Source organism: Bacillus sp. 17RED48, assembly GCF_019837545.1.
GTDB lineage: Bacteria > Bacillota > Bacilli > Bacillales > Bacillaceae_G > Bacillus_A > Bacillus_A wiedmannii.
The window spans coordinates 161514-178197 of sequence record NZ_JADAXG010000003.1 but is presented as its reverse complement, the minus strand read 5'-3'; the positions used below and the strand labels follow the sequence as shown (position 1 = coordinate 178197).

Sequence of the window (16684 nt, the reverse complement as noted above, 5' to 3'; positions counted from 1 at the left end):
TCCATCTCTATACTGATAAGAGTTAATGAAATGAAACAAGGTGATAAATATGGATTTTGAAATAAATTATCTTTCCTTTTATGTTGTACAAGTAGAAGGAAAAGGTGAAGCTGTTGATAAACGCTACAAACATTTTCAAACGTTAGACGCTGAAGAGTATGAAGATAGCTCCTTAAAAGAATTTTTAAATGGTGAATTATTAAAAATTTCAAAGCGAAAAGTAGAACGTCATGCGAAAACAGAACAAGCTCCGACAAAGATCGGTCGCTTCATTGTAGAAGAAGGGCACGAACTTGATTCAAACCCTCATTACAACCTCTTTAATCGCATTCGCTTTGCGGAAACAAAGGAAAACTTCAAAGATATGAGTGAACCTCTCGTTTATACATATCTGGACACAAGCGCTGTACGCGGTGGTGTATTTTTAATTGCGCAAGCAAAACTACGCAAATACTTTGATGATCCATTCGTTTTCGTTATGAAATGTGACTTCGAACCGAAAGTCGCTTCTATTTCAGATGAATCCACACTGATTCGTAACGTTGAAATGGCCATCACAACAAAAAACATGAAATCTATCCAATATCCGTACATGCCTGAAGAAGGTATGGTCGAAGTGGGTGAGCTAAAAATTCACCAAGCATCACACGCCCGCTACTTTGAAGACTTCTTAAAATTCGTCGAGTACGAACGCTCTATGCCTGAAATTATGAAAACACAAGTAATGGACATGGTATACGACCAAATTGAAGATGTATTTGAAGAAGGTACGGAAGAACGCGAACAATTCGACCAAGCAATGGAAGTATGGGCTGCCAGTCCGAAACGCGAAATTATGGAACAATTTTCAACCGAAGAAGTAATGGAAGCTACTGCTCAAATCGTCGAGCATGCTCCTGAAGTGGAATTAAAGCTAAAAGCAGATCATATCTCTGTGAAGGCCCTGCTTGCTGATTTCGGGGATCAAATACATATCGCAAAGGTAAATGATCGATACGTATTAATGATTGAGGCTGATACACTTACGTTTGAGAAAGGCTTCTCTCCGATTGAGTTTCTGAAGCCGGATGAGTTGCAAGATGTGATTGAACGGATTGAGAATAAGCAGCAGTATTCTTATGATCCGAACGGGATTGAATAAATCCTTCCATATCCCTATTTTTACTGAGCGCTGTTAACGAGCGCTCTTTTATTTGGGACATATTTTTTAATTTTTTAACTCAAGATGATATTTGTTGCGGAATCAAGTAGATTCCTTCCTTGTTGTACAAGTGTATTTCCATTAGAGTAGTCACTATGTATATTGGTAAAATGAAAATTTCACTTCACTACCTCAAATTTATTGTACCCATAAAAAGATAATTGAAAACGATATTCTGGATGCTCTCTCACCCAATCGTAAGCTTCTTCTAAAATATCCATTTTGTTTTGTAAGTCATTAAGTTCACTACATTCGTCCCTTTTCTGTTTGCACAGAGGGCAGAATCCATTCACTATTTCGGCACTCGTCGCCCTAATAGTTTTACTTTCTAAATCAACTACTAGACTAAGAAGAAGAGAATGCTCTTCTTTTGTAGTCACCGTCATTTCAGCAAGCCCATCCTCATTCCAAAAGACTCCGTTTAATTCCATCTGTACCGTGACGTCTTTAATATCCATGTCTATCACTATCCCCCCCCCTTGTATAAAACTTTTATCTTATTCTTCGATTTTAATCTTTAATACACCACGATTTAAAGATATATTAAGCGTTTCCATTTTTTCTAAATTCAGTTACCTTTCATTTATACATATACTACTATAGATTAAATTTACTTTAATAGAATGGAGGATTTATATGGGGTGTTACAATTCATCAGAAAGAAAGATATACGAACTTGAACAAAAAATAAACAAGTTAAACTTTCAGGTGAATAACTTAAATGAAAGAGTTCATCAATTAGAAAATACAGTTGAGCGACATACCCGTCGGTTGAACCGTTTAAACCAACGTTTACGTACTGTAGAAAACAAGTTAAATATTCCATTTTCAGAAAGTGAATATTAACTCGTTAATTCGAACAATGTAAACAATGCTATTCCTATTATATTTCAAACTAGAAATTCACGTTATTTCTCCCTAAATACTGAATCCTCTGCGTAATTTGCTCCCTATTTTGTTCTATCCCTCACACTACTCTCCATTATCTTTCTCAGAAAACAAATAATTTGTACATTCGTACTAAAAACAATAAAATACTCTATTCCTAATACGGGACGAGCCGTGAATTTTCCAACTAAACTTCTGCGACTTAATCCTGAAGTTTAGTTGTACATATGAATAAAATTGGTTATATTACTAACTTTCTTCTACTACTTTCTCCATCTCAGCCAAATGCCTAATCTGCCTTTCCGCCTTTCTCACCGCCGTACGAAAATGCTTTTTCAGAAGTTCTATTGTAGCTTCACTTATATAATATCTTTCCGTTATACTTTCCCACGTGTCACTACTTTCAAATGCACTCCAAACGAAAGGACGCTCTGTATTTTTTCTCATTTCTTTAAATACCCATTTTCGCATCTTTTTTTTCGCTTTTTCTGTTAGTTTTCCGTTCTCTACAAGTTCAAGCTCACCATGTCTTTTGTACCGTTTATGAATGTCTCTCTCGCTATATACTTTAAGAAGTATATTCGCTGTATTCTCAGCATCCGCTAAAGCTCGGTGCTGCTTCCCTTCCCACGTTAAACCGAGCTGTTCTACTGCAAATTGTAAACTTGGTGTATGCTCAAATAACTCTTCATACGCTTGGAAAACAAACTTCTGCAAATCAAATTTGCTCTCTTTTTCCATACATGGGCATTCTACACCGTATAACGTACAATCATGAGATAGAAAACGATAATCTTCTCTACCCCATGAAACAAATACAGAGTCTTCTCCGATAAATTGAATAAATTTCTCTATAATTTGTGGGAATTTCTCCACACCAATTAAATCTTTCTTTGTAATTCCCGTTAATTTTGTCGTATGACGAGTGAGTCGTGCACTCGGCTTTACTAACTCCGAAAATTCTCCAATTACCTTCATTGTACTTGCTTCTATTTTTACAGCTCCGATATCAACTATCTCTGACGGAGCTTCTGATTTATACGGCCTGAAATTTCTCTCTATATCGAACACAATAAAATGTGTAGCGTTTTCCAATTTATTTACCTCTTTCTAAATTCCTTTTCACACACATACTCTATTTTCAGTATTTATTCATTCATGCACTTTATGCATGAAATACTTCGTCTAATAAACAAAAATTTAATCTCATTATTATATGTACATAGGAGGTTATTCAATAAAAATGCAAAAAAAAGAAGGGCAAGCCCTTCTTTTTTCCGTAATTACTTCTTGTTTACGTTTGTAGCTTGAGGTCCACGGTTACCTTGTTCTACTTCGAAAGTAACTTCTTGACCTTCTTCTAAAGATTTGAAGCCGTCGCCTTGGATAGCTGAGAAATGAACGAATACGTCTTCTCCGCCTTCAACTTCGATGAAACCGAAACCTTTTTCTGCGTTAAACCATTTTACTTTACCGTTTTGCATTTAAAAAATCCTCCTACAATGTACCTATATGTACATATTCATTTTCAACCACTTTACAATAATACTTCAAACATTAAAAAACTGCAACCCCAGAGGAGATTTAACATTGCTATCCTCCTCGGAAGTTACAGCTCATTTAAATCTCTATATTATTAAAAGTAAAATGGTTTAAAGTAACTATATCATATCAATATAATAAAAGTAAAGTTTTTTTTGCTATATAATTTTTTTCTTCCATTGCATCGCTTTTGATTCACCTGATCCAGCTACAACATAACCCTCTTTTTGGTTAACGATGCGCCAGCCATGCCCTTTAACTGAGTCACATACTGTAACAAGTTCTTCTTCTAGAAGTACACGACAAACCGTACTAATCCCCGCCTTATTTTGCGTTGACGTTGTATATAGCACATGTTGATCTACACTCAAGGCTAAATAGCTACTTGCTTTCTGCTCACTTTGACATGTATGCCAATATGTTTTTTCACTCTCAATACTTTCATCTATTTTACAAAAAGAAATATTCCCGCTAATACCCTTGCATGATCCACTCGCTGCTACTATATAAGAATTGTGTACAGTCAACGCTGAGATCATCTGATTCATCACGATTTTAATCCTCTTTAATTTACGTGTCTCCAAATTAAAGAGCCAAACACCACCATATTTAGCATGTATTTTCGTACCGATAAATAAGTAATGTTTATATAAAAATAACGATCGAATAGATGGTGCCCCGCCACCATACTCAAGAAATGGATGAATGGTTTCCCATGTCGAACCAAAATCATTAGAATGATACAACGTTTTATCTCCATGAGCAATGACTGTTCCTTGTACATTACTACAAACATTCCAACTCGTTGCTTTTGTTGGAAAACGCTGAACCGTCCAGTTCTCTCCACCATTCATACTACGAATAAAAATCCCTTCGTCACCTACACCATACACTACATTATCTTCGCTATGTAAATCCCTAATTCGTTTTTGAAAACCATTTAATATTTGTTTCCATTCTCCGTCTCGTTCAATAAATAAGCCATTATATGTAGTAGCTAACATAAGTTTTCCATCTCTTAACTTTGTAATAGCGGTTGCACTTAACATTGTCTCCACGTTGACACTCCCATTCTTAGAACTTCTCAGCAAATGCAATTGCAAAATTACTGCATTTTTCAACATCCTCTTCATCTTCTGGAGCTAGTTCGATTTTCAATCCTTCTTGCACAAGCTCCGCACCGCGTTCTACAAGTCTTTCTTCAAATATCGTTACCGCTTCACAAAATAGTTCATACGCCGTATCACCTGATCCGAATACCGCTACTTTCTTCCCTGATAAATCTATATTTTCTAAGTCCTCATGGAAATCTTCCGCCTCAAACGGTAATTCACCATCGCCCCACGTATAAGATCCTAAAATGATTCCATCATAGGCTAATAATTCTTCAGCATCCATGCCTTCCATTTCTTGCAATACTACTTCATGATCAAAAGCATCTAAACTAACTTTTATTAAATCAGCAATACTCTCTGTATTTCCTGACATACTTGCATAAGCTATTAAAATTTTTGCCACTTCGGCATCCCCCTCTTACAATAAATGATTCTCATTCTCATTATATTAATAATGAGAATCAATTTCAATTATATTTTTCATTTTTATTTATTCCATACAAAAAAGCACAGATGACTATACAATCACCTGTGCTTTTTTATTACTTTTTAAAAATACCAAACGGCTTTCCAACTGGTAATACAACTTTACCGAAGTGTGTATTTAACACTGCTGCTGCTGAACCATAGAAAGATAATAATGAAATACATAGTTCAGAATACGCTGCTAAATTATGCATTGCATGCGGCATAACACCTAAAGTACTTAATGAAAGACCAATAAATAAGAAATCAATAAGGACGAAAATCATAAATAATACTTTATGTGTTTCCATTGCACCAATTGTCATAAAGATTGTGAAAATCAAATATCCAATAAAGGCTACACCCAGCTGTTTTGAATCTGCAGCTTGTGCTAATTTTTCGCCAAATACTCCAAGTTGAATTAACCAAGTCATTCCAACACCTAACCAAAATAGGCCGTATGCACCGAATGCTGTTGTACCGAACGTATTGTTATGCTTTGCATCGTGAATGCACGCAAAGATTTGTGCAAATCCTCCTAAAAAGATTGCCCACGGTAATACAAGTGAAACGCCATCTGTTAAGCCTAACTTTTGAGATGATGCTACAAGTGTTACCATCGCTAATCCAAATAGACCAATTCCAGATGGATCTGCTGTTGTCATTTTCACATGATGTGTAGTAGATTGATTGCTCATATAAACCTCCTGATTATAAACATACTCGAATACAATACTTAAATCAGAAGACTATGTCAATGGTTTTTTTTGTATGTTGTCAGACCTTACTTTTTATAATGATTGAATATGCTTCCGACCACTTCATACGGTTTTATATTCACTTTTTCCAACTCGTGTATCGGCAACCACAACGGAATATAACTCCCTCTATCTTTCAGCTTGAATTCTTCAGCTTTACCACTTCCGAAAACTCCATCTATAATATGGGCATTAAAATAATACTCCGTACCTTTATACTCCACCTTTGCAATCAGATGCTCCACTTTTATATGTACCCCTAATTCTTCATAAATTTCTCGCTTCGTTGCTTCTTCAGCTGTTTCTCCTTCTTCAATTCTTCCGCCTGGAAAAACATAATATGTTTCCCCTTCTCGAATACGTTTTATAAGAGCAATTTTCCCTTCCTGCACAATGATAGCCCCGCCGCGATTTCTTATCATTTTATTACCTCAATACGAATCGCAACTGTTCCCCACTTTTTTTCTTGTTCTTTCGTATATATTTTGTATGTACTTTCTAGCATTTCCTCTAAACTATCATTTTCACAATCCAATAATTTTTTATCAATTTGTTCGTACATTGCTTTAAAGCTTTCGTATCGTTTTATTTCCGTCACTTTGACAGTAATCGTTGCTGCTGTCGTAAGGTTCGTAAATACAATATGATCGCCTTGTTTTATAAGTTGACGTTTTGCATCGTATAAACGTACTTCATATACTTTTTTTCCTGATTTAATTGACTGAAAAGGTTTATTATATAATCCCATTTTGTATATCATTCATTCCACTCCCTTTTTATTCGTTGCACCTACTAATTGTGTATTACCAATTCATACAACACAGTTCGACTTATTCCAAGTTGCATATAATGTTCCATATCCATTACTTGCTTTAGAGAGGATGCTAAATTTGTTATGTTATTTTTAAATCAAAAACCTGAATATAATAAATATGATATTGGTGATTATACTTATAGTAAAGTAGGTCCAACCATTTTTTCTTGGAATGATGAAACGAAATTAAAAATAGGTAAGTTTTGTTCATTAGGAGAAGAAGTCGTTTTCATACTTGGCGGTGAACATCGCGCAGACTGGATAACAACTTACCCATTTAATGCATTTTTTAATGAAGGAGCACATATTACTGGTCATCCTTCTTCAAAAGGTGACATCGTAGTCGGCAACGATGTATGGATTGGTTATCAATCCTGCATTTTATCTGGTGTTACAATTGGTAACGGAGCCATTATTGGGGCAAAGAGTGTTGTCACAAAAGACGTACCTCCATATGCAATTGTAGCTGGTAATCCTGCAAAATTTATTCGATATCGTTTCCCGCAAGAAACGATTGACAAACTAGAGAATCTTGCATGGTGGGATTGGGATATTTCTGTAATAAAAGGAGCCATTCCATTTCTACTTTCCAACAAAATCAACGAGTTTTTTACCTCGCCCGAAAATGAATCTATGTGATTAATACCAAAAGAGCATCCTGAAAGAATAGGATGCTCTTTTTTGTTTTATTTTTTATGTTCGTGCAACTGATTACACGGAGAACATTGAAATGGAATTTTATCTAAGCAATTAAAGTTTGTTTCACAAATTTGTTCGATCGTTGGAGCAAATAGAATGATAACCATATTACTTTCTACTATTTGTGTAACAGGTGGCAATACTGTTCCTACTTGATGTTCGAAACGAATACTCGCTTGATTTATATAATTTCCTGAACCACTTGGCGCGCTCTGAACTACTACTTGGAACGAGACTGTGCGTGCTTCACCTGGATTTAAACTTCCTATAAGAAATCCTGATACTGGATTTACATTTGGCACTAGCGTATTATCAACCTTTACAGTTCCAAGAACAAATCGAACACTACTATCTAACATATCTTGAAAACGAATATTTTGTATGATAGTATCCCCCGTATTTGTAATAACTGTCGTAAACGTAATAACATCTCCTATTGTTGCTGTTTGATGATCCGCTGTTTTTACGACTGTCGTTGAGACATTTTGAGGAATAAACGGGATAACAACTGTATTGCTATCACCTTCAACTACTACAGGCGATTCATTTGGATTCACAGTTGCAAACCCACTCGCTGTCGCTGTATTTGTAACTAAGTTATTGATTTGCCCTCCTGTTATTACAACTTGGAAATTAATAATAGCTGCATCATTTGGCTGAAAATCACCTAACGAAATACCAGTATTCGGATTAGCAAATGGAAAAGGTACATCATTTACTGTTACCGTGCCATTTATAAATAACGTATTCGGATCAATGATATCCGTTAAAACAATATTCGTCACAGGAACTGTACTATCATTTATAACAGCAATTCCGTAAGTGACAACATCTCCTACCATCGCTACTTCAAAGTTTGCTCCTTTTGCAACAAATAAGATTGCAGTATTTACTGTTACAATAACTGTATTACTCGTGTCCATCACTGTAACTGGCGGCTCTCCTGGTACTAAAATATATTCTGCTGATGCCCCAGCAACGTTCACTACTGTACCACCATCTGGAAAACTCATAATCGTAGCTTCATATGTTACAATCGCCGTCTCACCGACTGGAATGTCTAAAATCGTAAATCCAACCTGCGGATTTACTCCCGGACGCGCTACTCCATTTATCGTTACACTATTTGGTACAAAAACAGCTTCCGGAGATAGTACATCAATAAATTTAACATTCATTGCATCAGCCGTACCAGTATTTAATATGCGAACACGGTACGTTACCGTTTCTCCTACTCCAACAATTGAATGATCTACTTCTTTCAGCATATCTAAACTGCCTCTATTTACTGGTGTGACTGTCGTATTACTTGAATTCGTAATTGTAAACGGTGGTTCTCCTGGAATCAATTCGAAATCACCAGTTACTCTCGCTGTATTCATAATGCTACTAGAAGGCGGAATTGCGATTACGTTTACTTCAAATGTGATTAATAAGCTATCCCCTACTGCAAGATCAGGTAATGAAAAGCCTACAAAAGGATCTAAACCTACTTGTGGAATCCCATTTATTTGCACACTTCCTGCAACGAATTCTAAACTAGGCGATGGGACATCAATAAACTGAACATTCGTCGCAGTTACCGTTCCCGTATTTGTAACTTGCACACTATACGTTAACGTATCTCCTAATCGCGTTGCTTGCTTATTCACGGTTTTTATAACATTAAAGCGCCCTCTATTTACCCTTGTTATCGTCGTATTACTCGGTTCAGTTACTACAACAGGTGGCTCTCCTGGCACTAAAGTAAAGTTTCCTGTTATATTTGCAACGTTCGTAATTGTTCCTGATGACGGGATGGTTGTAACTATCGCTTGAAACGTCACTATAACGGTTTCACCAACGAGTATATCTCCAACTCCAAATCCAGTAATCGGATTTAAGTTTGGTTGCGAAACTCCATTTACCGTTACACTACTCGATACAAATGACGCTCCTGCTGAAATTGTATCAATAAACTGAACATCATTTGCTGTTACTGTTCCTGTATTCGTTATTTGAACCGTATACGTTAATACATCTCCAACGAGAGTAGCTGCTCTATTTACTTGTTTAATAACATTAAATCGTCCTCTATTTACAGTTGTGAGCGTTGTGTTACTTGGCTGATTTACTATAACTGGTGGTTCTCCTGGTACTAATATAAAGCTTCCAGTAACATTTGCCGTATTGGCAATTGTTCCGTTTGATGGAACACTAACAACGGTTACTTGGAATGTGACTTCTACACTTCCCCCTGGATTTATATCTGGCAGCGGGAATCCATTATTAGGATTGAACCCAGGTTGTATCACACCACCTATCGTTACACTATTCGGCACGAATGCTATAGAGGAAGGTAATACATCACTATATTGAACATTCGTCGCCGTCACTGTTCCCGTATTTTGAACTACTGTCGTATATGTGATTGTATCGCCTACTGCAACAATCGGCTCACTTACTGATTTTAAAACATTCAAACCAGATTCATTTATTTCGGTTAATGTCGTGTTACTTGTCGTCGTCTCAGTAATAGGCGGTTCTGTTTCACTTACAGCAAATGTAGCGGTAACGTCTACAAAGTTAACAACTGTACCACCTTCTGGTATGCTCGTTACCATCTCTTGATATGTGACAAGCACAAAATCATCTACAGGTATATCTGGAACTGTAAAGCCGATGAACGGATCTAATCCCGGTGCTGGTACCCCGTTTATGCTCACACTTCCCGGTACAAATGCTACACCCGCGGAAGTAGTATCTATAAATTGAACATTCGTCGCTGCCACTGTTCCAAAATTAAAAATCAATACATCATACGTTAAAATTTCTCCTACAATCGCTACTTCTTTATCTACTAGTTTTAACGGAAAAATAAACGCTATATTAATTGTCGTAACGACTAAATTTGTTAATATCGTTTCCGTAATCGGTGGTTCCTGCGGATTTGGTTGTGAAGTAAATGTAACGTCTGCATCATTTAATATGACTTCATTATCTGGAATTTCTGTAATCGTCACTCGGAACGTTACCTCAATACTTCCACCATTAATTAATAATGGAGTAACTGTAAATCCTATTTCTGGATTTACACCAAGTTGCTGCACCCCACCTATCGTTACACTATCTTCTACAAATGTCGTTCCTTCTGGTATGACATCTTGGAAGAACACATCTGTAACAGGTATAATTCCTACGTTTGAAATTAGCACGGTATACGTTAATACATCCCCAACCGCTCCAGTTGCAACGTCAACTGTTTTTGTTGCTGTTACTTCACCAGGAGGAGGTAACGGTATCGTAACTACTGTCGTATTACTTGAATTTGTTGTTGTTACAGGGGGCTGTAAAGGATTTAATAAGAAAGTAGCTGTTGCAGATGCGGTGTTTAGTACGGCTCCACGCGTGGATGGTGCAACTACTGTTACTTGGAACGTTACAGTCAATGATGTGCCAGCAGCTATATTAGGAAGCGTAAAACCTATATTTGGATCAAATCCAGGTTGAGGAGTTCCATTTATCGTTACACTATTTGCTACAAATGTTGTTTCTGAAGCAATTGGATCAATGAAAGAGACATTCGTCGCTGTTACCGTTCCATTATTTCTAATGACAACAGAATACGTGTAAATTTCTCCAAGTGCCGCTTGTTGTACAGATGAAGATTTTTGTATATTTAACTGCGCTGTGTTTACTTGCGTCACGACGAAATTGCTATTCGTAACAGTTGTTATTGGAGGATTGGCTGGATTTATAAGAAAACTTGCAGTAACGTTCGATTGGTTTCTTATATTTCCACCACTCGGAACGCTCGTCACTGTAACTTGAAACGTAATCGTAGCCGTTTGCCCGACAGGAATATTTGGTACTGGGAAACCTGCCATAGGATCCGCGCCTTGCTGAACGACTCCATTTATCGTCACACTATTTACTACAAACGCAGTACCAGACGGAATTGGATCTTGAAAAATAATATTCGTTGCAGGAACAGTTCCTGTATTTTGAATACGAATCGTATACGTTAACGTATCTCCTACACCTGCTTGTGGTGTAGTTACACTCTTTATTACATTAATTGATCCTACATTCACTCGTGTCACAACAATATTACTAATCGTTACAATTGTAATTGGCGGCTGCAAAGGACTTACTTGAAAATCAGCTGTTACATTCGCATTATTCGGAAGAACTCTATTTGGTGGTACACTCGTGATCGTCACTTGAAAAGCAACTGTTACCGTTCCTCCTAATGGAATATTAGCAAGCGGAAATCCAGTTGTTGGGTTTAAAACTGGTTGAGACGTTCCGTTTATTGTTACACTATTTGCTACAAATGTTGTTCCAGATGGAATTGGATCAAGGAATGATACATTTGTTGCTGCTACTGTTCCACTATTTTGTATACGAACTGTATACGTTAACGTATCCCCTACACCTGCTTCACTAGCACTTACGCTCTTCATTACATTTAACCCTGAAGAATTCACCACTGTCATAACAGTATTACTTGGCACTGTTACAGTAATTGGTGGCTCTGTTGGATTTACAAGGAAATCTCCAGTGACATTCGCATTATTGACGACATTATTTCCTTGGGGAATTTCATCAATTAATACTTCAAACGTAACAATTACACTCGTGCCAGTAGGCAAATTATTTAATGGGAATCCAAGTTCTGGATCTGCCCCTTCTTGTAAAACACCATTAACCAATACACTATTTTCAATAAATAAAGTCCCTTGCGGAATTGAATCTTGGAAAAACACATTTGTAGCTGTTACACTACCTGCATTAATTATTTCGATTGTATATACTAAAACATCCCCTACCGTTGCAACATCCGTATTCACTGCCTTCACAACTTCAAAGTTCCCTGATTGTACTGTTGTATTCACAACATTACTCGGAACATTGATTGTTACTGGTGGTTCACTCGGATTCACTTGAAAACTCGCTGTTACATTTGTTTGATTTAAAATATCTTCATTTTCTGGATCCTGTACAATTAATACGTCAAATGTGACTACAACTGTTTGAGCCGCAGGAATATTTGGAAGAGAAAATCCTGTATTTGGATTCAATCCACTTTGTGGTACTCCATTAATTGTTACAGAATTTGCAACGAATGAAACAGCGGAAGGAATAGGGTCTTGGAAAAATACATTTGTTAACAGTACGTTTCCTGTATTTTGGACGGCAATTGTGTATGTTAAAGTATCCCCTACCGCCGCTTGCATTGTATTCACTTCTTTTATTACATTTAAACCGCCTGTATTAACTTGTGTCACAACTGTATTCGTTTGTCTATTAATCGTTATCGGTGGCTGATTCGGAATAACGACGAAATTAGCAGACACATTTCCACGATTTGCAATCGTACCTCCTGATGGTGTAGATGTCACTCGTACTTGAAAAGTCACTGTCCTACTTCCGCCAGGAGATATATTCGCTACGGTAAACCCAGTCGCAGGATTTGCCCCAGGTTGTGAAACCCCATCTACAGTCACACTATTTAGGATAAAAGTCGTTCCAATTGGGATTGGATCTTGAAAAATAACATTCGTCGCAAGTACATTCCCGGTATTCTCAATTGTAACGGTGTACGTAAGAACGTCATTAACTGTCGCAAAAGCTCTATCTACTGTTTTTCTCGTTCTTATATCAGCTATATTAATTGTAGTAAATACAGTATTACTTGTCGCTTGGCCTGAAATTGGTTGCTGACCAGGCACTGGAATAAAGTTAAATGTTACACTCGCACGGTTTGGAATTGGATTTACAAGAGGATTAGATGTTACTCGAACTTGAAAGCGCACTACAGTCGTTTGCGAAGCATTAATACTTCCAAGATTAATACTACTTGCCGGATTTGCTCCTGGACGCGCTACTCCATTTACCGTAACACTATTTGTTATAAACGTTGTTCCAGCAGGTATACTATCAACAAAAATAACATTATTTGCAGCGACATTCCCATCGTTGGTGACATTCACTGTGTACGTTAATACATCATTAATTGTTGCCGTCTGTAGATCTACAGATTTTTGTAAACTTACATTTGCGCGATTTATCGTCGTCTGTACTGTATTTGAAGAAGCTGTACTTGTGATAGGAGGACTTCCAACAAAAGGACGGAATTGGTATGACACCATCGCACGATTTGAAATTGGATTCGGATTCGGGAATGACGTAACTCTCACTTGAAACGTGACAACTCTTTGAGCATTATTCGGTATCGTTCCTAAATTAATTCCACTAGCTGGATTGGCGCTCGGCTGAGTTACTCCACCTACTGTAACACTGCCTGCTATAAACGTAGTTCCATTCGGAATACTGTCTTGTAATACAACGTTTTCTGCACTTCCTGTCCCTGTATTCGGAACAGTAATCGTATAGGTGAGAATATCACCTACTGCTGCAACGGTTTTATCAACAGATTTAACAGGATTTATAATTGGCCCTGTCGCATCAATTTGAACACCAAAACCAGCTGCAGCATATCCATCTCCATTTGTAACGAAGCGAACAGTCGCTGACGTTTGATTATTTACTAATGATGACGAGGCATCTACATTCGTAATATCCCATCCTTGTCTTCGGACGGCTAAAGCTATCCCTAACGGCTGATTCAAATTTCCAAAGGTGCCAGTTGTATCTAAATTCCCACTATCATTACAAATTTGTGACTGAAAGAAATTATTTGCGGGATTTCTCGGTCCGAATAAAGCAACTGTAGCATTCGCATTCGGTCCAAAGCGAAGTTGATCTCCAACAATGTTAGAATCACCTTCTTGAGCAGTTACAAGTACTCTTCCTGTAACAGAACCTGTAGATGGAGTTGCGAAACCTGAAATAGTAGCATCAACTGGTGGTGATGAAGCATCAATAATTTCTTGGCCTGCATACACTGACAAATTCCGAAGTGGTAAACTTGTATTTTGATAAACTACCTCAAGCGTCCAACCAGCTGAACGACTGACCGTTGGATCAGCAGAAGTTCTTGTAGCCGGTACAGCACCCGTTGTATATGTTCCCGCTCCCCCTGTATTAACAAGATTCGTTACGTTAGCTGAACGTACGTAATAAAACTGGTTCCCTACTGAACCTTGCTGCGCAGTTGCAGGATCTGGTGTAACAGAAAACGTTCCTGCCGGTGTTGTAAATGTAATGTTATCATTTAAAAAAGCTGAAACATCCTCTGTATCGGTCCGGTATGTGCCGGCCCATACTAGTTCTGCGTATAAAATACTACTCCCTGCCGGAAGATTCAAAATTGCACTTGAAGAATTTAATGGCCAGTCATTCGTCGTTCCTGCTGGGAATCCAGGTACTTGGAGCGATGTATTTACCGTTGTAAATACATCAATCGTACCGAAATTATTATTTGGTGCAGGCGATGTAGGACTTAGTCCTAACGTGTTCCCAGTGAACGTGACGGCACCAGTTACTGTTGTTGTAAAGCGATTCATAAAAGGCACACAATCATCTCATTTCAATTATAGTAAAAAGTGCTCTATACTATAAAATGTAGACAAACTATACAATGTACGTTGTCCAACAAAATTCCACATATATGGAGAGGAGTTTACTACACTATGCGCTACGTTATCATAACAGGAACTTCACAAGGTTTAGGTGAGGCAATCGCCACACAATTATTAGAAGAAAATACAACCGTCATCTCTATTTCTAGAAGAGAAAATAAAGAGCTTACTAAACTCGCAGAGCAAAATAACAGTCATTGCATTTTTCATTCCTTAGATCTTCAAGATGTACATAAATTAGAAACTAACTTTAACGAGATCCTTTCATCTATGAAGGAAGACAATATATCATCTATTCATTTAATTAATAATGCAGGCACGGTTGCACCAATGAAGCCAATTGAAAAGGCAGAAAGCGAGCTTTTCATTACAAACGTTCAAATTAATTTACTTGCACCGATGATTCTTACCTCTACTTTCATGAGATATACGAAAGACTGGAAAGTAGATAAACGTGTTATAAACATTTCATCTGGTGCAGGAAAAAATCCTTATTTTGGATGGGGCGCTTATTGTACAACGAAAGCTGGTGTAAATATGTTTACACAGTGCGTAGCAACCGAAGAAGCAGAAAAAGAATATCCAGTAAAAATCGTCGCTTTTGCACCTGGTGTTGTTGATACAAGTATGCAAGCACAAATTCGTGAAACAAATAAAGAAGACTTCATAAATTTAGACCGCTTCATCGCACTAAAAGAAGAAGGAAAACTACTGTCACCTGAATACGTTGCGAAAGCAATTCGTAGCTTACTAGAAACTGAGAATTTCCCGCAAGGTGAAGTCATTCGAATTGATGAATAACAAAAAGGCACGCTCTAATAGCGTGCCTTTTCATTTTATTTCTCTAAAAATATAAGTACAGACTCCGCAATTTTTTCATAACCAATTTCTTGATAAATTTTATTAGACGTAGGGTTTGCTAGATCAGTATATAACGTAGTCGTCTTATATCCTTCATCTAACATACGTTGACTAAGTGCAGCGACACAAATAGATGCGTACCCTTTTTTCCGCGCTTCTTTCGGTGTATATACGAAATTAACTGTTATATTGTTTGTAGTTGGTCTCGTTTTTGCAGCTACAGAAACAAGCTTCCCATCTACTTCTAAACCAAATAGACGACGGTTCGTAATTAATGTATGAGCGGTTTGTTTCGCTTCTTCTTTCGTAGTAGGAAGCCTTACATCTTCGCAAAATTGATAAATCCACTGTTCTATTAATGGTAGCTCATCACTACCTATTTCTCGAAAATCCACATCCTCGGTCCACTTCTTCTTAACTTGTTGTAATGCATACACACCTTGCTCCATTACAACATTCGTTTTCTTATTTTCTAACACGGCAGTCTCTTCCGCTAATTTCTGTACAATTTTCTTATTACCAATCAATCCAGGAACATTTGAATATACTTTCGTTAATTTTTTTGCAAGTTCCACGATATCCTCTTCCGCAATTTCAGACGTAGCAACAATGATTTGTTTCTTTTCTTCTGTTTGAAGAAATACAACTACAATTTCTTCCTCTTGTTTTGCTACCCCCATAAATATCGGTTGTTGGACCATTTGTAATACACCTAATATGAGATTATTTTCCTGCTCATTCTTTTCTAAAAATGGTGTAACCTCTTCTTTAAAATTAAGAATCTCTTCGTATACATGTAATTGAATCATCGACAA

General features: G+C 37.2%; 13 protein-coding genes and 1 pseudogene. 4 read left to right on the top strand and 10 right to left on the bottom strand.

Annotated elements, in window-relative coordinates; all coding sequences use genetic code 11:
* The first annotated feature begins 49 nt into the window (after nt 1-49).
* A complete protein-coding gene (locus ILT06_RS13800; protein ID WP_000345047.1) occupies nt 50-1141 on the top strand; it encodes a DUF3900 domain-containing protein in 1092 nt (363 codons plus the stop codon).
* 179 nt (nt 1142-1320) lie between these two features.
* Here ILT06_RS13800 and ILT06_RS13795 read toward each other — a convergent pair whose 3' ends face one another.
* Entirely contained in the window at nt 1321-1668 is a 348-nt protein-coding gene (locus ILT06_RS13795) for a hypothetical protein (RefSeq protein ID WP_064476933.1), read from the bottom strand.
* Between the two features lie 256 nt (nt 1669-1924).
* Here ILT06_RS13795 and ILT06_RS33060 point away from each other — a divergent pair.
* A pseudogene (locus tag ILT06_RS33060) lies at nt 1925-2047 on the top strand (hypothetical protein); the annotation flags it as partial.
* A 291-nt stretch (nt 2048-2338) separates the two neighbouring features.
* Here the strand turns inward: ILT06_RS33060 and ILT06_RS13785 are convergent.
* The 7 genes from ILT06_RS13785 to ILT06_RS13755 all read right to left on the bottom strand — a co-directional run bounded on the left by ILT06_RS13785 (nt 2339) and on the right by ILT06_RS13755 (nt 6729).
* Complete coding sequence (locus tag ILT06_RS13785; RefSeq protein WP_222655195.1) at nt 2339-3184, bottom strand: exonuclease; 846 nt, start codon at nt 3182-3184, stop codon at nt 2339-2341.
* A gap of 188 nt (nt 3185-3372) precedes the next feature.
* Complete coding sequence (gene cspB, locus ILT06_RS13780) at nt 3373-3573, bottom strand: cold shock-like protein CspB (RefSeq protein WP_001179147.1); 201 nt, start codon at nt 3571-3573, stop codon at nt 3373-3375.
* A gap of 216 nt (nt 3574-3789) precedes the next feature.
* Nucleotides 3790-4689, bottom strand: coding sequence for a WD40/YVTN/BNR-like repeat-containing protein (locus ILT06_RS13775; RefSeq protein WP_000449520.1), 900 nt, complete (start codon nt 4687-4689; stop codon nt 3790-3792).
* 16 nt (nt 4690-4705) lie between these two features.
* Nucleotides 4706-5149 carry a flavodoxin gene (locus ILT06_RS13770; protein WP_001062763.1) on the bottom strand — a complete coding sequence of 148 codons (444 nt, stop codon included), beginning with the start codon at nt 5147-5149 and terminating at the stop codon, nt 4706-4708.
* Nucleotides 5150-5288: 139 nt separating this feature from the next.
* Entirely contained in the window at nt 5289-5909 is a 621-nt protein-coding gene (locus ILT06_RS13765) for an acetate uptake transporter (protein ID WP_000070921.1), read from the bottom strand.
* An 86-nt stretch (nt 5910-5995) separates the two neighbouring features.
* Nucleotides 5996-6391: an NUDIX hydrolase gene (locus ILT06_RS13760; protein WP_098102254.1), complete on the bottom strand. Its 396-nt coding sequence runs from the start codon at nt 6389-6391 to the stop codon at nt 5996-5998.
* On the bottom strand, nt 6388-6729 hold the full coding sequence (locus ILT06_RS13755; protein WP_098102256.1) for an ASCH domain-containing protein: 342 nt from the start codon (nt 6727-6729) through the stop codon (nt 6388-6390). The genes ILT06_RS13760 and ILT06_RS13755 overlap by 4 nt, the downstream gene beginning before the upstream one ends.
* Before the next feature lie 135 nt (nt 6730-6864).
* Between ILT06_RS13755 and ILT06_RS13750 the strand changes: the two genes are divergently transcribed.
* Complete coding sequence (locus ILT06_RS13750) at nt 6865-7422, top strand: CatB-related O-acetyltransferase (protein ID WP_000898178.1); 558 nt, start codon at nt 6865-6867, stop codon at nt 7420-7422.
* 47 nt (nt 7423-7469) lie between these two features.
* Here the strand turns inward: ILT06_RS13750 and ILT06_RS13745 are convergent, their stop codons facing one another.
* Nucleotides 7470-14942 carry a DUF7507 domain-containing protein gene (locus ILT06_RS13745; protein ID WP_222655194.1) on the bottom strand — a complete coding sequence of 2491 codons (7473 nt, stop codon included), beginning with the start codon at nt 14940-14942 and terminating at the stop codon, nt 7470-7472.
* 117 nt (nt 14943-15059) lie between these two features.
* Between ILT06_RS13745 and ILT06_RS13740 the strand changes: the two genes are divergently transcribed.
* Nucleotides 15060-15809 carry a (S)-benzoin forming benzil reductase gene (locus ILT06_RS13740; RefSeq protein WP_001271045.1) on the top strand — a complete coding sequence of 250 codons (750 nt, stop codon included), beginning with the start codon at nt 15060-15062 and terminating at the stop codon, nt 15807-15809.
* A gap of 35 nt (nt 15810-15844) precedes the next feature.
* Here ILT06_RS13740 and ILT06_RS13735 read toward each other — a convergent pair whose 3' ends face one another.
* On the bottom strand, nt 15845-16678 hold the full coding sequence (locus ILT06_RS13735) for a GNAT family N-acetyltransferase (RefSeq protein ID WP_222655193.1): 834 nt from the start codon (nt 16676-16678) through the stop codon (nt 15845-15847).
* Nucleotides 16679-16684 lie beyond the last annotated feature (6 nt).